The organism is uncultured Porticoccus sp. (assembly GCF_963975625.1).
In the GTDB taxonomy this organism is placed as follows: Bacteria; Pseudomonadota; Gammaproteobacteria; order Pseudomonadales; family Porticoccaceae; genus Porticoccus.
Genome location: NZ_CAXBHS010000011.1, coordinates 1 through 20430, shown reverse-complemented (window position 1 = coordinate 20430; position 20430 = coordinate 1). Strand labels below are relative to the sequence as shown.

Below are 20430 nucleotides of genomic sequence, written 5' to 3'. Positions count from 1 at the left end.
AATGAGTTGGTATACCCGACTGGTCTCCGGCGTTTTGTTCCCGCTGCACGAGCGGCTGAAACGTCACAGCACGGTGCGTGTTCGTCGCGATATGGAGCGAACACAGTGGCTGACGGCGGCGGAACTGGAGCAGCTGCAGTTGCAGCGGCTGCGGGAATTTCTCGTTGATATTGGCCGACATGTGCCCTATTACCGGCAACTGTTTGCTGCGCTGGACATCAAGCCGAATCAAATAACCTCACTCACTGAGCTTCAGCGTCTGCCGCTCATGGGTAAACCGGAAATACGAGCCAACAGTGAGAGCATGAAGGCTGAAAGTGCGGTGGGATTGTCACGCTTCAATACCGGTGGCTCCAGTGGTGAACCGCTTATATTTTTCATTGGCAGTGAGCGTGTTAGCCATGATGTGGCTGCTAAATGGCGGGCTACCCGCTGGTGGAATGTGGATATTGGGGACCCGGAGATTGTGGTCTGGGGATCGCCAATAGAGCTGGGTACCCAGGATCGCGTGCGGCAGTTGCGCGATAGGTTGTTCAGGACCCGCCTGTTGCCGGCCTTCGAAATGTCAAAAACAAAACTGGATGATTTTGTGGCTACTATCCGCAAGGTCAAACCAGCAATGCTGTTCGGTTACCCCTCGGCACTGGCGCATATTGCCGGCCATGCTGAAGACAGCGGTATCGATCTTTCGGGACTCGGTATCCGGGTGGCCTTTGTCACCTCTGAGCGGCTCTACGATCACCAGCGGGAGAGAATAGAGCGGGTGTTTGGTTGTCCCGTCGCCAACGGCTATGGTGGCCGGGATGCCGGATTTATCGCTCACCAGTGTCCGGCGGGCAAGATGCACATCACGGCCGAAGACATTATTGTCGAAATCGTGGATGGTGATGGCCGGGTATTGCCGCCGGGCGAGTCTGGAGAAATTGTCGTGACCCATATGGCCACTCGCGACTTTCCCTTTGTTCGCTATCGCACCGGTGACATTGGTGTGCTCAGCGACTCACCCTGTAGTTGTGGCCGGGGGCTGCCGGTGATGCAGGAAGTCCAGGGGCGTTCGACAGATTTCCTGATGGCCCAGGACGGAACCCTGCTGCACGGCCTCGCCCTGATTTATATCCTGCGTGACCTGCCCGGTATCGCCTCGTTCAAAATCACACAGGAGTCACTTGACCTGACACGGGTAGAGATTGTCCGCGGCGATGATTATGTCATCGCCAATGAGCAGGCAATCAGCGATGTTTTTAAAAAAAGGCTGGGGCAGGCGGTCACGGTTGAATTTGAATACTGTGACGAGATCAGGCCGGAAAAATCAGGCAAATTCCGTTATGTGGTCAGCAAAGTCACCTGACCAGCCCACAGTCAATTGACGGATAGGTTGATGCCTGTCCGGGGGAGCTAACACGCAACCGTTATGAGAGATATCCTGGTTACCCTTATGGTGTTTGGCAGCCTGCCATTCATTTTGCGCCACGCCTACATAGGTATTCTGGTCTGGTGCTGGCTCAGTTACATGAACCCACACCGGTTGGCCTGGGGCTTTGCCTACAACATGCCGTTTGCCATGATCGTGGCGCTGACCCTGTTTGTTTCAGTTCTGTTCAGTACAGAAAGGCAGCGCCTGCCGATAAACGCCACAGTCGTGATATGGCTGATGTTTATCGTCTGGATGGCGATCGCGACCTTTAATGCGGTCTATCCCGACCAGGCCATGGAATCCTATATCAATATACTGAAAATTCAGGTGATGACGTTTTTGACCCTGATCCTGATAATTGATGAAAAAAAGCTCAACCTGCTTATCTGGGTGATCGTCCTCTCCGTAGGGTTCTTCAGTTTCAAGGGCGGCATTTTCACACTTATGACCGGTGGCGCCTTCCATGTTTTCGGGCCGCCGGGCAGTGATATTTCAGAAAACAATGCGCTGGCGGTTGCGGTGTTAATGGTCATGCCGTTAATGGTGTATCTCTACCGAATAACGCCCCATAAATGGGTACGTTACGGGATGGGCTGCGCCCTGTTTTTCAGTCTGATTTCAGTGTTTGGCTCTCAGTCGCGTGGTGCCTTGCTGGCGATGGCAGCGGTGGGCTTCTTCTTCTGGCTGAAGAGCAAAACCAAAATACTCAGTGGTTTCCTGATAGTAATTGCGGCCTCGCTGATTTTTGCCTTTATGCCGCAAAGCTGGCACGAGCGTATGGAGAGCATAAAAACCTATGAGGAAGATGCATCGGCCATGTCCCGGATCAACTCCTGGCAATACAGCATTAATGTGGCCAATGACAGGATTACCGGTGCCGGCCTGTCGGCCTGGTCAAAGGAGATGTTCGCCATTTATGCGCCGAACCCCAACCAGGTATTTGTTGCCCACAGCATTTATTTTTCAGTCCTGGCAGATCATGGCTGGCCGGGGCTGATCCTCTTTTTATCGGTACTTGGGTTGACCTGGCGAAATCTCACCCAGGTGATCAAGCGCACCAAAAACGACCCGGACTCGCCGCATTCAAATTTGCTGGCCCGGATGCTCCAGGTCAGTCTGATTGCCTATATGTCAGGTGGTGCCTTTCTGAGTCTGTCGTATTTTGATTTGCCCTGGCACATCATCGCCATATCGGTACTATTGAACTACCAGTTTGCCAGCCGGGAAGTGGTGGGCCTGGGCCAGTCGGGCGATATTATCCAGCGGCCCAAAGCCCCTGCCAATAGAATGCGCAGCCGGCAACGGATGCCGCCAAGCTAGTTCGGGGCCCGTTCTCGCAATAATCAACAGCTACTCTTTTGAAAGCCGGATTAAGCCTATGTCAGCAACGCAACCCTTTATCAGTGTTATTGTCCCGACGCGCAACAGAGTCGATTGGCTGCGGCGCTGCCTTGACGGCATTGCTGAGCAGGATTTCCCGGACTACGAGGTGGTGATTGTCGACGATGGCTCCAGTAGCGATGTGATTGTCGCCTATCAGCAAATGATGGAGGCGTTCGGTCCTCGCTATCGTCTGTTGAAGGCCAATACCGAAGGAGGGCGACGTCTCGGACCATCGGTGGTGAGAAACATCGGGATCGATGCGGCAAAAGGGACCTATATCGCCTTTTGTGATGACGACGACTACTGGTGTCAGCCAGACCTACTTTCTGTTGCAGCGGCGACTCTGCGGGAAACCGATGCCGATCTGCACTTTGCCAACCAGAAAATAATGCACGGTGACACCGTTTTTTCGAAAACCAGCTTCAGGCGTGTTGAAGCCAGCCTGCAGCAAGATCAGCAGTTGGCGGGTGGGCCGGTCTATCAGATAAAACGTGAGCAAATGCTCTGTTATCCCGACTATGCGCACCTCAATATCACTATCGCCAGAAAAGCCCTGCTGGAAAACATTGGTGGATTCTGGGAGGAAACCCGCTATGCCGAGGATGTGGATTTATTCGTGCGTCTCTGTGATGCAGCCGCGGGGCACATTCTGTTTCGTCCCGATGTTTGCTCGGCGCACAATGCGCCGGTAACACACGGGCACGAATCCGCATCAAAAGGTGTAGGTGATCTCAATCGACGTTTGCTGGAAAACTCGGTTTACTGGCACCTGCTCGCCAGTTGTCATACGCCAGAGGCAGTTCGTTATTCGAAACTGTCGTTGTCTTCAAACTCAAAACTACTGTCCCGGGAGTTGCAGCAAAGGGGTTCCATTCAGGCCGCTGTGGCAGTAGCCAGAATCGCGTTGGCTGCCAGACCCAGCTTTAAATGGAGTATTTATTGTGCGTGGCTCACTATCAGGGCACTGTGTAAACCCCACTGATGTCCGCTATGTAGAGGAACCCGTTACAACAATGCTTTGTCCAAGACGGGCATGGGCTTACTGGGGATGGATGCCAACCGGGTAGACGCACGCTATGAAACACCAAATATTTTCAAAAGCTCCGTTCCAATTGCTACTTTTTTTACTGTCATTCCTGTTGGTGAATATCGAGACTCAGGCCAGCAGTTCAACCACTGCCACACCTGAGCGGTTGTCTGTCGTTTTAACCAATGTCTATGCAGACTTTCCCCCGACAAGACTGGCTGAAGTGAACTGGGAGGAGTTCAAGCGAATAAAACGGGGTGCGCAATCTGGCGAGGTTGAACCGTCGGAGTCAGTGGCAGAGCCAAAGGTCGAGTCAAAACCTGCTACAAAAACAGTATCGTCAAAAAATCCATCAGTGCAGAAACCAGCAGCGCCACTGACATATCCTGTGGTCTATACCCGTGTCCCTCGCACTCACGGTGAGAACACGGTCGCACTGAGCAGCGGCGAGTACACCAGTGACAACTGGGACTATATGGACTCACTGCCCGAAGTCTCCCGTCAGTTCGATGGCTTCAACGCGCCGGGGCAGTTGGTCCTGCGGGACACTGACGGCACCGAGAAGATCATCTACGACTGTATGAACGCCGAGCGTCCCTGCGTGCCGTTTGATGCCATGCCATCGCTGGACGGAACAAAAATCGCCTTCTCTGTCTACTCGGCAGATGGGCTGAAACCCCCGTGGCCGGAAAACCGCAACTTCCCGACCCGGCAGCTCAACGGCTCGAACACCGACGCCCGCATTTACATCTATGACATCGCCACTGAGTCTCTGACCGCATGGCCGCATAACCAAGGGAATCATGATATTTCCCCTGTGTGGTTGCCCGACGGCAAGATGATGTTTGGTTCAACCCGTAATGGGTTTTTGGCTCCGATCCGTGCGCGTGTAAACAACTCACAAGACGTTCAGCCTCGCCTGTATCTTGCTGATCTCGACGGCACGAATGTCATCGACATAACCCCTCACGAAGTAACGGCGGCGCTCCATCCATACCTGCTGAACAGCGGTCGTGTTGCTTACAGCTCACAATGGCTGAGTCACAATCTGGCCTATGGCACTACTAATGGCGGCGTTAATTGGCCCGGTACAGGTGCTAATATGTGGGCAATCATGGGTATGGACTATCGTGGTGGAGACATGACAGCCCTGCTCGGTGCCCACAAGAATCGCCTCACCGGATCGAACCCCCGCAGCAATACCATGAAGGCGATGCACTTTCTGGGGCAGCGTGCCAACGATGATATTTGCACAGTAAATTACTATCGAGCCAATAACCTCGGTTTGGGCGACGTTATTTGCTGGCCTCCAGCGAAGCATGGCATTGAAGGCCCTGCCCCCGGCTTTGTGCCGAGCGGTCATTACAGCGCAGCGGTGTGGTCTACCTCAGAGGACGCGGCATCCCGCAAAGACACCAGCGGTCGGTATCTGGGCAAGGTGGGCTGGCCAGAAGGCACACCGGATAACCAGTTATTGTTGTCTGTAGGCAAAGGTTTTTGCACTCAGGTCGCGACCGGAGTACCCGGTACGCCGGATAAGATTGGTGATGACATCGGCTGTGATGTGGGACTGTATAAAACCACCGTGATTCCCAGTCAGTCGCCCGATGATCTGACGCTGATCGTTGATCATCCGGAATGGCACGAGTTTAGCGCCCGTGTGGTCAAAGTGCGCGACATTCCTACGCCTCCAGTAGCCAACACTGATGACGGCTCTTGCCAGATAGCAAGTTCCGATGCCGGGTCAACCGATGCGCTCAACTACAAGGGCTATGTGTTCAACGAGCAATACAAAACTGTCGATAATAACGGCGCGTTGATGGAAGCCGTCGACCACAGCGAAATGGCGGCAATCCGCTTTTACGAGATCGTCCCCAACACCACCACAAACCGTGACTTTGAAAACAGTATCGGTAATCGGGTAAAACTGCTGGGTGATGTGCCTCTGCTGGCAGACAAATCATTCAAGGCGGAACTGCCCTGTGAGACACCCTATGTGATGGCGGGAGTGGATTCAGACGGACGAATCATCAAGCGCGATCAGGTGCCCCAGTCATTGCGGCAGGGCGAGAAGCGCGTCTGTATGGGTTGTCACCTGCATGCTAAAGAAGGCCGCCCCTACGAACAATCAATGGCATTTTCGGCCCCGGCATTCGACCTGACCAAAGCCATGCCGGTGCCCACTTACACCAAGGACATCAAGCCTATCTTTGAGGCGAAGTGCACAAGCTGCCATGCGGTTGGTGGCGATGTGCCGCTATACGATTACGATGATCTAGCATTGGACTACGCGCAAAAGTCATTACCGGAACACCTGAAAGTTCAGATGACCAGCTCTACAAACCTGACCCGCAAATACGGTTTGCAGCGGCCCATGATGAGCAAGTACGTCAACAATATGTATGCCAGGGAAAGCCTGCTGTATTGGAAGGCCGCCAACAAACGCACCGATGGTCGCACCGATGACCAATACGACGACGATATTGATTTTGGTGCCGATCACCCGGTAGACCTGAGCTCTACAGAACTGAAAGCAATAGGTGATTGGCTGGACAGTGGGGCGGCAGAGTAATGACTCAACAGTACTCGCGTTAATACAGACATCTCAGAGCTGCCTCCCCCGGAGAATCCGTCAAAAAAGTTTTTATTAGCACTCTCTCTGCTTCAACTGTTAGGGTGTTCCTGAATTATTACCCAACTCCAGGAATCATCTATGAAGAAGAACCCTTGGCAGGATTCATCCGGTGGGGAGCGCGATCTCCACGAAGACCTTGCTGAATTGCTCAAAAAGCTCCCCAAGGGGAGCGCTATTGTTTATCTGCCGGTACTGCTTATTGTCCTCTGGGCAGTATTTTCATCGTTCTACACCGTTCAGCCAGAACAGCAGGCCGTCGTCAAACGCTTCGGTGCCGTGGTGAACATTACGGATCCCGGTTTACACTTCAAACTGCCTTTTGGTATCGACAGAGTTCAGCGTGTGGCGTCTGCCCGGGTTCTGAAGCAGGAGTTTGGTTTTCGTAGCGTGGGTGAGGTCAACAACCGGACCAGTTACTCCGAGAGCGACTTCACCAGTGAGTCCCTGATGCTCACAGGCGACCTGAATGTGATCGATGTGGAGTGGGTGGTTCAGTATCGCATCCAGGATCCCATCAAGTACCTCTACCAGCTGCGTCAACCGGACCTGACACTGCGGGATATTTCCGAGTCCGTGATGCGCAGGGTGGTGGGTAACCGACTCGGTTCAGAGGTGTTGACCGTGGGTCGGGTCGAAATTGCCCAGGGAGCCCGCGATGAAATTCAGGGCATCATGGATCTCTACGATTCCGGTATTCATGTGATTACCGTTGAATTGCAGGACGTGGTTCCCCCCAAGGCTGTGCGGCCTGCGTTTAATGAGGTGAACGAAGCTCGCCAGGAACGCGAACGAATGATCAATGAAGCCACCAAACGGGCCAATCAGCAGATTCCACGGGCCGAGGGTGAAGCCCAGCGCCTGATTTCCGAGGCCGAGGGTTACGCCACTGCCCGCGTTAACCGTGCCTTTGGTGAAACTGCCCGGTTCCGCGCGATGTTGGTGGAGTACAAGACGGTACCTGAAGTCACCCGCACCCGTCTCTATCTGGAAACCATGGCAGAAATACTGCCGAATATTGGACAGGTACTCATGGTGCAGGAAGATCAGGTAGGGCCCCTACCATTGATGAATGTGCGTGATGCGCGTCAGGGAGCAAGCAAATGAAAAAATTGGCCAGTCTTTTTGTCGTGCTTTTTGTCGCTATCATTGTCTTTTCATCGGCCTTTGTCGTTGATGAAGCCGAGCAGGCCATTATCGTCCAGTTTGGCGAACCCCAGGGGGATGTGATCAGCACCCCGGGTTTGCACTGGAAACTGCCTTTTGTCCAGGAGGTGCGTCGCTATGATCGGCGCCTGCTGGTCTGGGACGGCGATGTATCCCAGATCCCCACCCTTGGCCGTGAGTTTATCCAGGTGGATACCACCGCTCGCTGGCGTATTGTGGATCCCCTGCAATTCCTGCGCAGTGTTCGCGATGAGCGCGGTGGGCGTACCCGCCTCGACGACATTATTGACTCCGTGGTTAGAGACATTATTTCCGGCACAGAACTGGAAGAGATTGTCCGCTCAGGAGACTGGGATGTTGATGTGGATGAGCTCGATGAGGTAGAGCAGGATCGGGATGATGTCAGTCTGACCAAGCGTCCCAAACTGGGCCGTGAAAAACTGGAGTCGGAGATACTGAAAAGTGCCTCAAAACTGATGTCCGATCTGGGTATTGAGCTCAAGGATGTTCGTATCAAGCGCATTAACTATATTGACTCCGTGCGTCGCCAGGTGGAAAACCGCATGATTTCAGAGCGTCAGGCCATTGCCGAGCGGTTTCGTGCCGAAGGCCAGGGTCGCAGTCTGGAAATCACCGGTGAAATGGAGAGAGAATTACGTCGCATCAATTCTGAAGCGGCCAGGGAAGCAGAGGAAATTCGCGGGGATGCCGATGCCGAGGCGATCAGTATCTACGGCGAAGCCTTTGGTGCTGATCCGGAGTTTTATGCGTTTATACGTACGCTGGAGACCTATAAGGCGCTCGGTGATAACGCCACTTTGATGATTCGCTCGGATTCCGATTTCTTCCGTTATCTGGAAAAGACAGACCGTTAGTGGTTTTTGGGGCGGATGACAGGTTATTGATAAAAGCCTGTCGTCTGCTCACTTTTCCACCACTGCTTTTTTCATCACTGCTTTTTCAATCACGGTTTCATCAATCAATGGTGTACCGAAAAGATAGCCCTGCTCAAGCAAGAAATGATCCATAGCCAGAGTGGTGGCGCTGCGCCAGGGTTCCCGGTTAAAAAAGCCATGAGCCTGCCCCTCTGCGGTTAACAGGGTGGCGGGTACCCCTTCTGATAAAGCCTTCTCTGCAAAAAAGTTGCCCTGCGCCAACAGCCCATCCCGGTCACCAAACATCAACAGGGTGGGTGGCGTGCTGCCGTCGATATGCAGATTGGGTGACAGGCTGGTGACCGATGGCTCGGGCATCATCCCGATCAGTTCGATTTCCCGGCTGGTGAATTCCTCTTCCGCCGTGGGATTGACCAGGTTGAGCACGGGGTTGAACAGCACCAACAGGGCCGGACGCATGGATGTCATGTCGATGCCCGCCGGATGATTGCACATCGCCAGGCATGCAGCGATATGGCCGCCCGCCGATCCTCCGGACGAAACAATCTGATGCGGGTTGATACCCAGTTGCGCTGAGTGCTGGTGTAACCATAAAAGTGCATCAAATCCGTCTTCTGCTGCTTTATCCGGGGTCGTGTGGTGGCGGCTGTCCACACGATAGTCGACCCTGACTGCAACCACTCCCCGCCGGGCCAGATAGTCTGCCTGCCAGCTGAAGTGCTGGATCCCGCCGCTTATCCAGCCACCCCCAAAAAAGAACAGGACGGCGGGTCTGCGGTCATCTTCAGACCAGTCACGGGGCAGATGAATTTCCAGCGTGAGTTTTCCCTGGGGGGTCTCTTTATAGGTGAATTGTCTGACCGTGGGCCTGTTCGAGAAAAACAGTGTGTAGAGAATAAACAGGACGGTGCAGATGGCAAATACTCCCAGCAACCATGGCCAGAATTCTCTGAGCCAGCTCATAGTGATCCCTCCCTTAGCAAACCAGTTTTGACAGGCCTGAAATACACTGATCGATAGTCCGGTAGACCGACTGGTAAACTGGTTGTGATTTGTTGTAGGGGTCCGGAATTTCAGTGGCTGATTGATCAGCGAGCAAGCCGCCGAGCAGCAGTGCCTTGTCTGCGGCAGCTTGTGAAAAGGTGGACAGTTGTTTGACGTGATCCGCTTCCATAACAAAAATGATATCTGCCCACTCGGTTAATTCCGTGGTGAGCACTGACGAACGGAGGTGGTCCATAGACACTCCCTCCGCTGCGGCAATAGCCGCCATTCTGGGGTCTGCCGGTCGGTTTCCCAGCGGGTGAAATCCCGCTGATTTGAAGAAGTATTGCCCGGCATCCGGAATCCTTTTTTCTGCCAGGGCGTGAGCCACAGCACTGCGATTGATATTGCCATAGCATAAAAACAGTATATGGCTGGCTGTCGACAGGCGATCACCGATCAAAGAATAGCGACTGCGCTTGATAATCCCGTTGCGAAACTGCGTCTCGCGGTAAACACCGCTCAACCGATCCGTGTAACTGCGAACAATTTGCCAGAGGTCGACCAGACCCGGTCTCAGATCAGACAATGACTGGGCGTCGAAATAATGTCGGGGGGAGAATACCTTCAGCAAATCTTTCATGGCATCGCCCAGTCCCGGGATCGTTACCAGTCGGGGATCAGCATCTTTGCGTGCCACGGCTTCCAGCCAGCGAAGATCGCTGGACAGTTTTCGGCAGTAGATCTCAGTTCGGTAGGGCTTTGTTTCAATCGGTTGGGCGGTATAAAGCTGGTAAAGCTGGTGGGGGAAGTCCGCGCCGGCGGCTACGGCTAGAGGCAGCGAACCCCAGAAACGACCGTTGATTTCAATCAGAATAAATTCACCGCTTTCCGGATTCTGCTTGAATTCCACCATGGCAACACCGTGCCAGTTCAGCTGTCTGATCAGCCGGGCACTGACATCGAGCAAGACCGGATCAACGTCGACACTTTTCCGATAACTGCTGCCGCCCCCGCTGAGGGGCATTTCATGAAGACGCTGATGCTGAAAGGCGCTAACGATTTCACCGCGATTGGCAATTAACTCAATACCCTTGCCAATACCGGAAAAATACGCCTGTAGCACCAAATGGCCGTGCTGGAGCAGTTCCGTGCCCACCTTGATCAGCTCTTCTTCTGAGTGGGCGTAGCGGACCGACAGCGGCGTCCGTAGCGAGTTGTCTGAAATGGAGCGGCCCGGTTTAATCACCATCGGATAGCTGAATTCAGACAACGCGGACTGAAGCGCTTCAATGCTGGCAATATCCCAGCTGGCGGGTAATGGTGCATTGCACTGCCTGGCGAGCAGGGCTGTCCGCGACTTGTCCAGCACGGTTTCCAGCGCATCCAGATCCGGTGCGGCAATCCTGTAGTAGTGGGAGCTGTTGTGAAAGTGTCGGGCAATGGGTACCAGTGTCCGCTCCGTGGCCGGGATCACCAGTTGGTACTGGTGACCGGCGAGCTGATCTTCCAGCCAGTGAACAAAGCTATCAGGCGCCAGTAGCGGATTCGGATAATCGAGAATGCTCGATGCGTAACGCGAGTAGCCGGCAATGGGGTTTTGCTGGTGGGAGGCAACGACTACCGGAATGCCCCGGCTGCCCAGCGAACGGGTAATCGCCAAAGCCGGTAATGTGTCCCCATCGAGAAGAAGGATAGTCATTGGCAATCATTTCAACCTGTCTTGAAGGTTGTTCGCATCAATCGTCAGCTGGGCTAATCTTTCCAGCATCTGGCTGGCATGAGAACGAATAATCGCAGGGTTGCTGTTAAAGGATTTCCCCTCTTTGATCAGTTTCTTCAATTGTTGTCTGGCCAGAAAGGATTTGCCTTTATTGAGCAGGGTTTTGGTGGTGGTGGAGCGCCTGTCGTCGAAAATTGAGACCAGATTTGCCGGTTCATAGACCACATTGATTGATTGGCACCAGTCATGCCATTTGAACTGGTTGATGTGGGGCATGGTATTGATCGGCCGCCAGGGTATGCCATAGGCATCAGCGATAATTGCACCATGAAGCGATTCGGTAATGACGTATTTTGAGGCAATCAGATCGTTAATAACGATGAGGGGATCTTTCGCCCTTGGATCAATGTGGTGGATTCCCAGGTCATGGGCGATATTCTTCCAATAACCACTTTTTGCGGTGTCACAATGCATGATCAATGACACCTCGTGAATTTTTTCGGCTTCGGGTATAAATTCCCTTAACAGGATAGCGGGATCAGTCAGGGCTTTGGCGGGATCAATGCCCAGCTTTTTGGCAGTTTGCGGCCCCCTGACAAAGTAGATATTGTATTTTTCATCAATCGTCGGCGGGGAGAAATAACCTACCCCGGAACCTGCAATAAATTTCATTGGAAGAGGGGGGATTCTCTGGTCAAGTATAGTGCCAATCCCGTACAGCAGCGCTGCTTCCCGGTTGTTTTCCTCGTAGTATTCGTCACCATGTTTGGCGGTACCCTGAATGATACCAGGCAGCAACTTTGGCCATAACCAGGCATTCAAATCGTCTCCAAAATTACCCTCGTTGTCATGGTAGTAACAGAGCTTCATAAATTGGTTGCCTCAGGCCGTTTGTGATAGGTTGCTATGAACAGGTTTTATTGTATTTCATCTAAATAAAAGGGAACGCGTTCAGGGAAATACTCCCTGATTAGATCCTCGCAGTGGCTCCATACTTTTCTTGTCAGGTAGTGCTCATCAATTCCCTCTATAAAAGAGGCTTTCTCTGGTTCAGAGTTGGCATGTGAGGTATTGATATCCCGTGCATTGATGTTTAAAAACCGGGCAATTTCTCCAGATTCCTTGGACAGGTTGTCTGTTCTGATGTAAAGACTGGCAGCCTCGGGAAGATAGTGCTTTGCCAGCAAATAGTGTTCATTATATTGGGACAGATAAGCATCCAGAGAAGCCAACTGGTTGGCCTTGAGAACGGCCTCTTCCAGATCATACCCCCGGGTTTTGTCCATCCAGAAATACTGGCGATATTCCTCCCATTCTGGCGGATGTTTTTTGAAATGAAAGTTGATTCTGGACTTGATCCAGCTCAGTGGCTCCCTGACAGTGACTAAATATTTTGCCTCGGGAAACAGGCCAACGACTTCCTTTGCTATGTAAATTAATGAATGGGTAGATTCCATTTCAAGGTTCAGTTTTCTGTCCCGCTTTTCAATAAAGGACTGAACCTCTTCAGCCGTCATTTCATTTTTTAAATAGCTGATGATTTGATGATTGGTCTCGGAAATAGCTGGCTCGTGGGCCGAATCAAAGTGGGCCTTAAACATGGAGGATATGGACGTTGTGCCGGTTTTTGCAGCACCGATACAGTAACAATGAAATCGCCGGGGCAGTACCTTGTGGGTCCTGAGTCGCAATTGGTTATAAATAGACACAGTGGCTCCTTATCAGGTGCTTGATGCTGGTTTTCATAGCCGGCCCTTTCCAAAAAAGCTATTTATTTCATTGTAGAAGGTGTGCCTGGAAAGCTTTAAACCAACGATCCACCCCACAAATGCCGCTGCCATCAAAAGGGCAAAATGAACATAAATGCTTTCTATCTGTCCCTGCATCACGGCATTTGCAGCCAGTGTCGGCACTATTGTAAAAATCAACGGCACCAGACCCTGGACGGCAGGTTTTGCGGCATCTTTTATACCAATACCAAATATCTGGTTTGCATAAAACTGGCAGGCAATAAACCTGACAATAAAGAATCCCACCAGCGCCATACAAACCGCTTCCAGTCCTGAAAAGCATGCAATGCCAACCATCACGATTTTTGCAACGTTCGAAATGACCTGGATTTTCAGTGTAATCCCCGGTCTGCCAAAGGCAATGAACAGGTTGTCGGCAAACAAAAACGATGGCAGTAGAACCCCTGCCAGGCAGAGAATTTTTACCAGTGGAATGGCGGCGTCCCACTGGGTGCCATACAGTACCCTTATGGTCTCTTCCGTGTAGAGAAAAAGGAAAGCAAAGAAAGGCCAGGCAAAAACATAGGAATAAGTCACAGCCTTGAGATAACTTTCCCTCAGTTTGCCAGTGTGAAGGTTGTCCCGGGAGAACAGCGGCAAAATGACCCCTCGGATGCTGCTGACAAAAATATGATCGAACAGTGAAAAAGCGCCAAATGCGCGGGAGAAGTACCCCAGCTGCGCCAGCCCGAGAAGTCGAGCAATCAGGGCATCCGTAATGCTGGTGGCAAACTGGTTGACGATGTTACCCACACCAACAATGGAGCCAAACCTGAAGATATTTTTGGCGCCCTCCAGGGTAGGTCGAACACTCACATCTCTTGGCCGGAAAAACACCGACAGAAGTACGATACTTGAAGTCTCGGTAATTGCCCCGTAGGCGAGACAGAGGTAGCCGGAACCGGTATAGGCCGTTGCCAGGGAAATGCTGATACCCAGTACTGTGGCGATCAAACCAATAGCTTCTGTGATATGAAAGCGCATTTTCTTGCGCAGTAATGCCAGGGTGATAGTCCCAAAGGGGATGATAAAAAAGTTGAAGGAGAGAATCCTGATCAGTGTTTCTATGCCTTCTTCCTGAAAAAAAGCTGCAATCAGGCCCGCCGAAAAAAACAGCAAAGTCCCCAGCGTCCAGGACATCAGCAGGTTTAGCGTGAAGGTTGTCCTGATTTTTGTTTCACTCAATTCTTTTTCCTGAATAATGTACTGATTCAGGCCAAAGTCGCGAAACAGTTGGGCCAGCGCCACGATGGTAAAGCCCGCACTGAAGATACCGATTTCTTCTGGCGTCAACAGCCGGGCCAGGATCATGGTTGAGACAAACTGGAGGGAAAGCGTCAGGTACCTGCCGGTGATGCTGAATCCAATGGCTGTGCGGGTAGTGATAGTCATCAGGTCGAATAAACCCTAGGTTTGGCAGGCAATTTTATAACGGACTGCAAGTCTATCTTATATTCGACTCCGTGAAGAACTCCCCGCTGAATAAGATAATTCTGTTCCTGCGGTGACTTGTCGGATCGGCACAGATATCAGGCCAATTTTTTGCTGATATAAAATGGCCTGGCAGTCCGTATGGCTTATATCCCTCCAGCCAAAAACGTAAAAAATTCCGACAGTTGTTAGCGGCCTCGCACACTGTCAGAATCCTTGGCTTCGAGCAAACGTCCGAGGATTAATAAATGAACCATCTGCTGTACAGCGCAGTTGCCAGAACACTGCCCTTTGTGCTGCAGACAAAAAATAAACAGCGGGTTTGTATTCTCACCTACCACCGCGTGTTGCCTGAACGTGATTACATGCGCAGTTCCGAGCCGACAGTGGCGACGTTCGATTGGCATATGGAGCTGCTCGCCCGCTACTTCAATCCGCTTTCGCTGTCTGATGTCATTGCCAGACTGGACAGCAATGATCTGCCGGAAAGGGCTGTTTGCGTGACCTTCGACGACGGGTATGCCAACAACGCAGAATGTGCGTTACCGGTACTGCAACGTTGGAATATACCCGCCACCGTATTTATCTCCACGGGCTTCCTCAATGGTGGCCTGATGTGGAATGACGCGGTGATTGAGGCATTGCGAATTGCCGGGAGTGGCGAGTTTGATCTGCGTTCGCTGGGTCTGGCCACCTACGATCTGGCCGATTTTCAACACCGCAGACAGGCAGCGGGTCAGATTATTCGTGAAATAAAGCATTGGCCACCGGAAAAGCGCGCCGAGGCTATTCGTGTTATTGAGTCTATGGTGGGGCCCTTGCCGCAAAATATGATGCTGACCAATGATCAGGTGAAGCAGTTGGGCGATGCCGGTATCGAGATTGGTGCCCACACCAGGACACACCCCATCCTGGCCATGCTGAAACTCGCCGATGCCCGGCAGGAAATTCAGGCTTCAAAAGATGCGCTGGAAACACTCACGGGCAAACCGGTGCGGTATTTTGCCTACCCCAATGGTCGGCCCGAGATCGATTATCGGCTGGAACACCGCGATTTTGTAAAATCCATCGGTTTTGAGGGGGCGGTCTCTACCCAGTGGGGCGTTGCCAGCGAGTCAAGTGATCGTTGGCAGATGCCGCGGTTTACCCCCTGGGACCAGACGCCATTGCGATTTATGACGCGCTTGCTGGCTATGTTCAGGAACCCGGCTTGAGGTTTACTGGTTGTCGCCCGACGACCACTGCCCGGCCGCTTTCAGTTTGTCTCTGAGGCCGGGAAGTGGGAATCCCCTTTTGTAGAGACTGGTGGCATAGGTTCTGGCTTCGGTATATTTTTTGAGATCCACCAGTAAGAGCGCCAGATTGTACTGAATCTGTGGATTGTGGGGGTCAAGCTCAATGGCCTTTTCGTACAGCTCAAGCGCCTTTTGCTGATGGCCGGTCTGATGAAGGAGAATACCGTACAACATGTGGGTAGTTGCATCATTGGGGCTGAACTTAATGGCCCGCTGTAGATAGCACTCTGCCGGGGTGTAATGTGATGGATGGCCATCGGGCCATGTATTGATGCGATGACGAATAGTGCTGTACAGCGCCCGGTGATGGTTTGGCCAAGCCATCAGGGTGTAATCGATGTCCCCCAAAGGTGAGATACTGTTCTGCCCCTTGATCAGTTGCTCTACTTGTGGATTAAAGTGATGTTTTTCCACAATGCTCAGCTGACCGGGCAACTGGTTGCGCAATAAGTAGTCAAACGGTCCAAAATTCTCCATGCCACCCTTACAGGGTGCACCTTTGAGCGTATCGCCTACCCAGGGTGCATGGCCGACAGGCGCTGAAAAAACTGACGTGCTGTATAACATGAACACGGAAAAAAGGGATAAAACAAAACAGTGGGGCAGCGTTACTTTCGTCAATTTGTGCATGGGAAACCTGTAAAGAGCCATAGCAAGCCAAACACCCGCGAGTGTAAGTTTTCAATAGGTGATAAAGTGCGCATTAATTATACGGCGCCTCTGCCTGTAAAAGGGTTTTTGTCAGTAATCCGGCCGACAGTCACTTTGACTGCTAATACTGCCAGAGTGCAGGGTAAATGTCAGAAATGAAACAGTGGATATTTCATTTGGCGAAGTATACGGGGCTGTTTGCCCTTTGGCTGGCTGATTATTTATCCCAATTACAGCGGACTTTCTCATACGAGAAGACTACTCTCATCTCACGCAACGCGTTAAATTGATAACAGGGTAAGGGGTGTACATGACTGAAATATGTTTGAAAGGGAGCACCTTAACCCAGACAGGTCAGAAAATACGTGTAAATGCCGTTGTGGAGGGCTGTGAACCCATCTGGTTTGAATTAGATAAGCAATTCCAGTCCATGATCGACTTCGAATCAGTGGATGCCTTTTTTATTCTCTATGTCTGGATTGCCATGGAGCGGGGTTTGGGACTTAGGGTCGAAGGCAAGGTGTCCAGGCAACTGGCTGATGCTGTGACACAGGATATACAAAAGATGTTTCTCGCGTTATGCCCCCGTTTGCATGACATTGATATCGACGTGCTCAATCCAGAGTCAGCCTGGCCGCAGTCAGCGGAAATTCCTGCAACAGGGTTCAGTGGTGGGGTGGACAGTTGGTATACAGCCCTGCAAGCTGCGGAAAATGGTACGCCGTATTCGTATTATTTATTCGCGAATACAGGGCAACATGGTAAAGACAACGTTGAAGAGGTTTTTGCGCAAAGGTTTGCTGTTGCGGAAAGTGCCTTGCGGACCATGGATAAACCCCTGATCGCAGTCGATAGCAATATTGACCGTATTTTCAGAGAGCGTTTTCAGCAGCGTGATGTGATAGGCAATATCGCCTGTGCGCTGTTATTGCAGCAGGGCATCTCCAGGTACGATTATTCTTCTACCTATGCGCCTGAAGGCTCAGGGATATTCGAACACTACGACATGTCAATTATGGACCCCTATCTTTTGCCATTACTCAATACCGAAAGAATCCATTTTTTCTCCATTGGGGATGATGCTGGAAGAATAGACAAACTTGAATTTATTTCATCCAGAGATCTGTTTAGTAATGAAATATATGTATGCATAGAAAAGGCAGTTCCCGCAATAAACTGTGGTTATTGTTTTAAATGCAGAAGAACACAGCTTGCCCTGGAAAGCATCGATAGAATGGCGTTATTAAAAAATAATTTTGATTTCAGTTTATATAAAAAAATAAGACTGGGTTCAATGGTCGGGTTATTTTCAAGTGTGGATAAAAGCAATCTTGATCTTGAAATAAAGAGCGCACTAATAAAAAAATATGGCTTGAATATATTTTTTGTTCGTGTCTTTTCAGTTCTCTGGTCTTTGACAAAGAAGTTAATGCCAGAGGGGGTGAGATGGCGAACAGAGCAGAAGTTCCCCTACTTATGGTAGCTGCATTGTTCTTATAGAATTTTCTCAGGAGCTATTTGAATGAACAAAAAATTGCTTATAAGTAATATAAACATAAAGCAAGAAGATGGGTTTAATATTTTATCTGCCTATGTTGATGGCGATTTAATTTTTTTTAAAGTTCCAGATAAATTTCCCTTATACATAAATGCTGAGTGGTTTATCGGTATTTCTCTTTTGGAGGCCATGGTTTCCCAGCGGGATATAGAGGTTGATGCAGGTGTGGCTGTGTCCCGGGTGTTTTATGATCAGCTCAGTGAATTACAAACGATATATTCCAAGTGGAATCCAAAGCTTAAAAAAATCGCATTGAACTGTGAGCTGAGCAATCGCGATAAGCAGTTCACTCATATTGGAAGTTTCTTTTCTGCGGGGGTTGATAGTTCCTTTACCCTTATCGCCAGGCGTGACGAAATCACCCATCTTGTTATGCTCCGTGGTTTCGATATGGGCGATGATGATTTAGCCTGGAATCGCCGTATTGAGCACCAGGCAGCATTTGCTGAAAGCAGTGGAAAGCAACTGATCCCAGTGGATACCAACGCCCGGGACTGGACAGAGAAAAAAGAGATCGGCTGGAGTTTTGCTCATGGGCTATTAATCTCTTCTGCAGGGGGGAATCTGGGTATGAAGCGCCTTTATGTCGCTTCATCACATACTTATGACCACTTACTCCCCTGGGGTTCTCATCCATTAACTGACCCTATGTGGAGTACGGAGTCAACTCAAGTGGTCCATCACGGCTCCGGAACCAGTCGTAGCCAAAAGACAAAAACAATTTTAGAGTCTCCCAGTGTGGCTGAAAATCTTCAGGTATGCTGGGAAAATATTGATAAAAACTGTGGTGAGTGTTCCAAATGTATACGAACCATGGCAGCAGTATTCCTGCTGAATGGTGATGTTAAGTCGCTACCAAAATTCCAGATGAGTCAATTAAAGAAGCTGCAGCCTACTTCCGATTCATTAAAAACTACTGTAATTGATTTGCTTCTTTTGGCTGATGAGACAGGTAATATTGAATTCTACAAAAAACTGAAAAAATATTATTTGAAATATGAGAGAAGCAAGATAGGTTCGCTGGTCGATAAATGTTTTTTAAATAGTATATTAAAAAAGACCTACCGGCGCATTAGAAAACCAAGGTGGCTAACGTTAAGGGTGATTCCAGCCTATAAGGAAAATCACGACCTTTAAAGTCAAATTATTTAACGATTAATTAATATCAAGAGAAGGTGAAAATGCTTTTCGGTGACAGGGCCGGTTATTTCTGAGTTGAAGATTTATCGCGATTACAGCGGATTTTCTCATACAAGAAGACTGTTCTCATCTCACGCAACGCGTTAACTGGATAACGGAACAGGCTTCGTATGACTGAAATTATTTTGAAAGGATGCACTTTAACCCAGACGGGTCAGAAAATACGGGTACAGGCCGTAGTTGATGGTTGTGAACCCATCTGGTTTGAGCTGGACAAACAATGTCAGTCCATGATCGACACTGAATCAGTGGATGCCTTTTTTATTCTCTATGCCTGGCTTGCCATGGAGCGGGGCCTGGATCTCAGGGTTGAAGGCAGGGTGTCCAGACAGTTGGCTGATGCTGTGACACAAGATATAAAAAAGATGTTTCTCACGTTGTGCCCCCGTTTACATGATATTGATATCGATGTACTCAATCCGGCGTCATCCTGGCCACAGTCGGGCGACACTTCCGCTACCGGGTTCAGTGGTGGGGTGGACAGTTGGTATACAGCCCTGCAAGCTGCGGAAAATGGCACGCCGTATTCCTATTATTTATTCGTAAATACAGGTCAGCATGGGGAAGACAACGTAAAAGAGGTTTTTGCCCAAAGATTTGCTGTTGCGGAAAGTGCCCTGCGCACTATGGATAAACCCCTGATCGCAATCGATAGCAATATTGACGTTATTCTCAGAGAACGCTTTCAACAGCGCGTCGCTATAAGCAACATTGCCTGTGCGCTGTTATTGCAGCAGGGTATTTCCAGATATGACTATTCTTCCAGTTATACGCCTGAAGACTCAGGGGTATTCGAGCACTACAGTATGTCGGTCATGGACCCTTATATTTTGCCACTGCTCAACACCGAAAGAATCCGCTTTTTCTCTATCGGGGATGATGCCGGAAGAATAGAAAAGCTTGAATATATTGCATCCAGAGACCTGTTCAGCAATGAAACATACGTATGCATAGAAAAGACAATTCCCGCAATAAACTGTGGTTGCTGTTTTAAATGCAGAAGAACGCAGCTTGCGTTGGAAAGCATCGACAGGATGGTGTTGTTAAAAGAAAGTTTTGATTTTAGTTTCTATAAAAAAATACGCCTGGGTTCCATGGTCGGGTTATTTTCTAGTGCTGATGACAATAACCTTGATCTTGAAATAAAAAATGCACTAATAAAAAAATATGGCCTGAATCTTTTTTTTGTGCGTGTTCTTTCGGTTGTCTGGTCTTTAGCAAAGAAGTGGTCATACCCAAAAAAAGTAGACACTCTAACTATGCGGCTACTGCCGCAATC

The 20430-nt window shown here is 50.4% G+C and carries 16 protein-coding genes; 10 read left to right on the top strand and 6 right to left on the bottom strand.

Annotation, left to right across the window (positions count from 1 at the left end):
* The first annotated feature begins 1 nt into the window (after position 1).
* The 6 genes from AACZ64_RS10530 to hflC all read left to right on the top strand — a co-directional run bounded on the left by AACZ64_RS10530 (position 2) and on the right by hflC (position 8498).
* Positions 2-1348 carry an AMP-binding protein gene (locus AACZ64_RS10530; RefSeq protein ID WP_293614084.1) on the top strand — a complete coding sequence of 449 codons (1347 nt, stop codon included), beginning with the start codon at positions 2-4 and terminating at the stop codon, positions 1346-1348.
* Positions 1349-1411: 63 nt separating this feature from the next.
* A complete protein-coding gene (locus tag AACZ64_RS10525; RefSeq protein ID WP_293614083.1) occupies positions 1412-2734 on the top strand; it encodes a putative O-glycosylation ligase, exosortase A system-associated in 1323 nt (440 codons plus the stop codon).
* Positions 2735-2792: 58 nt separating this feature from the next.
* Complete coding sequence (locus AACZ64_RS10520; RefSeq protein WP_293614082.1) at positions 2793-3779, top strand: glycosyltransferase family 2 protein; 987 nt, start codon at positions 2793-2795, stop codon at positions 3777-3779.
* Between the two features lie 94 nt (positions 3780-3873).
* The gene (locus AACZ64_RS10515; protein WP_293614081.1) at positions 3874-6396 is read left to right on the top strand and encodes a hypothetical protein; all 2523 of its coding nucleotides are present in this window, start codon (positions 3874-3876) and stop codon (positions 6394-6396) included.
* Between the two features lie 141 nt (positions 6397-6537).
* Complete coding sequence (hflK, locus tag AACZ64_RS10510; protein ID WP_293614080.1) at positions 6538-7563, top strand: FtsH protease activity modulator HflK; 1026 nt, start codon at positions 6538-6540, stop codon at positions 7561-7563.
* On the top strand, positions 7560-8498 hold the full coding sequence (gene hflC, locus AACZ64_RS10505; RefSeq protein ID WP_036858600.1) for a protease modulator HflC: 939 nt from the start codon (positions 7560-7562) through the stop codon (positions 8496-8498). Before hflK ends, hflC begins: the two co-directional genes overlap by 4 nt.
* 48 nt (positions 8499-8546) lie before the next feature.
* Here hflC and AACZ64_RS10500 read toward each other — a convergent pair whose 3' ends face one another.
* The 5 genes from AACZ64_RS10500 to AACZ64_RS10480 are packed head-to-tail and all read right to left on the bottom strand — an operon-like array spanning position 8547 to position 14408.
* Positions 8547-9482 carry an alpha/beta hydrolase fold domain-containing protein gene (locus AACZ64_RS10500; protein WP_293614079.1) on the bottom strand — a complete coding sequence of 312 codons (936 nt, stop codon included), beginning with the start codon at positions 9480-9482 and terminating at the stop codon, positions 8547-8549.
* Between the two features lie 13 nt (positions 9483-9495).
* Positions 9496-11205: an ATP-grasp domain-containing protein gene (locus tag AACZ64_RS10495; RefSeq protein ID WP_293614078.1), complete on the bottom strand. Its 1710-nt coding sequence runs from the start codon at positions 11203-11205 to the stop codon at positions 9496-9498.
* 6 nt (positions 11206-11211) lie between these two features.
* Complete coding sequence (locus AACZ64_RS10490; RefSeq protein ID WP_293614077.1) at positions 11212-12096, bottom strand: polysaccharide pyruvyl transferase family protein; 885 nt, start codon at positions 12094-12096, stop codon at positions 11212-11214.
* Positions 12097-12143: 47 nt separating this feature from the next.
* Complete coding sequence (locus AACZ64_RS10485; protein WP_293614076.1) at positions 12144-12935, bottom strand: sulfotransferase; 792 nt, start codon at positions 12933-12935, stop codon at positions 12144-12146.
* A gap of 33 nt (positions 12936-12968) precedes the next feature.
* A complete protein-coding gene (locus tag AACZ64_RS10480) occupies positions 12969-14408 on the bottom strand; it encodes a lipopolysaccharide biosynthesis protein (RefSeq protein WP_293614075.1) in 1440 nt (479 codons plus the stop codon).
* 287 nt (positions 14409-14695) lie between these two features.
* On the opposite strand from AACZ64_RS10480, the gene AACZ64_RS10475 reads away from it, so the two are divergent.
* Entirely contained in the window at positions 14696-15661 is a 966-nt protein-coding gene (locus AACZ64_RS10475; protein ID WP_293614074.1) for a polysaccharide deacetylase family protein, read from the top strand.
* A 3-nt stretch (positions 15662-15664) separates the two neighbouring features.
* Here the strand turns inward: AACZ64_RS10475 and AACZ64_RS10470 are convergent, their stop codons facing one another.
* Positions 15665-16372, bottom strand: coding sequence for a tetratricopeptide repeat protein (locus tag AACZ64_RS10470; RefSeq protein WP_293614073.1), 708 nt, complete (start codon positions 16370-16372; stop codon positions 15665-15667).
* Between the two features lie 331 nt (positions 16373-16703).
* Between AACZ64_RS10470 and AACZ64_RS10465 the strand changes: the two genes are divergently transcribed.
* From AACZ64_RS10465 to AACZ64_RS10455, 3 genes are all read left to right on the top strand, one after another.
* The gene (locus AACZ64_RS10465; protein ID WP_293614072.1) at positions 16704-17876 is read left to right on the top strand and encodes a hypothetical protein; all 1173 of its coding nucleotides are present in this window, start codon (positions 16704-16706) and stop codon (positions 17874-17876) included.
* 39 nt (positions 17877-17915) lie between these two features.
* Positions 17916-19088 carry a hypothetical protein gene (locus AACZ64_RS10460; RefSeq protein WP_293614071.1) on the top strand — a complete coding sequence of 391 codons (1173 nt, stop codon included), beginning with the start codon at positions 17916-17918 and terminating at the stop codon, positions 19086-19088.
* Positions 19089-19261: 173 nt separating this feature from the next.
* On the top strand, positions 19262-20430 hold a 1169-nt coding region (locus AACZ64_RS10455; RefSeq protein WP_339640030.1), incomplete at its 3' end, for a hypothetical protein.

Excerpts from the sequence above, each read along its gene's own strand:
- AACZ64_RS10520 (WP_293614082.1), top strand. The coding sequence starts at position 2,793 with ATGTCAGCAACGCAACCCTTTATCAGTGTTATTGTCCCGACGCGCAAC.
- AACZ64_RS10515 (WP_293614081.1), top strand. The coding sequence starts at position 3,874 with ATGAAACACCAAATATTTTCAAAAGCTCCGTTCCAATTGCTACTTTTT.
- AACZ64_RS10475 (WP_293614074.1), top strand. The coding sequence starts at position 14,696 with ATGAACCATCTGCTGTACAGCGCAGTTGCCAGAACACTGCCCTTTGTG.
- AACZ64_RS10460 (WP_293614071.1), top strand. The coding sequence starts at position 17,916 with ATGAACAAAAAATTGCTTATAAGTAATATAAACATAAAGCAAGAAGAT.
- hflK (WP_293614080.1), top strand. The coding sequence starts at position 6,538 with ATGAAGAAGAACCCTTGGCAGGATTCATCCGGTGGGGAGCGCGATCTC.
- AACZ64_RS10525 (WP_293614083.1), top strand. The coding sequence starts at position 1,412 with ATGAGAGATATCCTGGTTACCCTTATGGTGTTTGGCAGCCTGCCATTC.
- AACZ64_RS10490 (WP_293614077.1), bottom strand. The coding sequence starts at position 12,096 with ATGAAGCTCTGTTACTACCATGACAACGAGGGTAATTTTGGAGACGAT.
- AACZ64_RS10495 (WP_293614078.1), bottom strand. The coding sequence starts at position 11,205 with ATGACTATCCTTCTTCTCGATGGGGACACATTACCGGCTTTGGCGATT.
- AACZ64_RS10530 (WP_293614084.1), top strand. The coding sequence starts at position 2 with ATGAGTTGGTATACCCGACTGGTCTCCGGCGTTTTGTTCCCGCTGCAC.
- AACZ64_RS10480 (WP_293614075.1), bottom strand. The coding sequence starts at position 14,408 with ATGACTATCACTACCCGCACAGCCATTGGATTCAGCATCACCGGCAGG.
- AACZ64_RS10470 (WP_293614073.1), bottom strand. The coding sequence starts at position 16,372 with ATGCACAAATTGACGAAAGTAACGCTGCCCCACTGTTTTGTTTTATCC.
- hflC (WP_036858600.1), top strand. The coding sequence starts at position 7,560 with ATGAAAAAATTGGCCAGTCTTTTTGTCGTGCTTTTTGTCGCTATCATT.
- AACZ64_RS10500 (WP_293614079.1), bottom strand. The coding sequence starts at position 9,482 with ATGAGCTGGCTCAGAGAATTCTGGCCATGGTTGCTGGGAGTATTTGCC.
- AACZ64_RS10465 (WP_293614072.1), top strand. The coding sequence starts at position 16,704 with ATGACTGAAATATGTTTGAAAGGGAGCACCTTAACCCAGACAGGTCAG.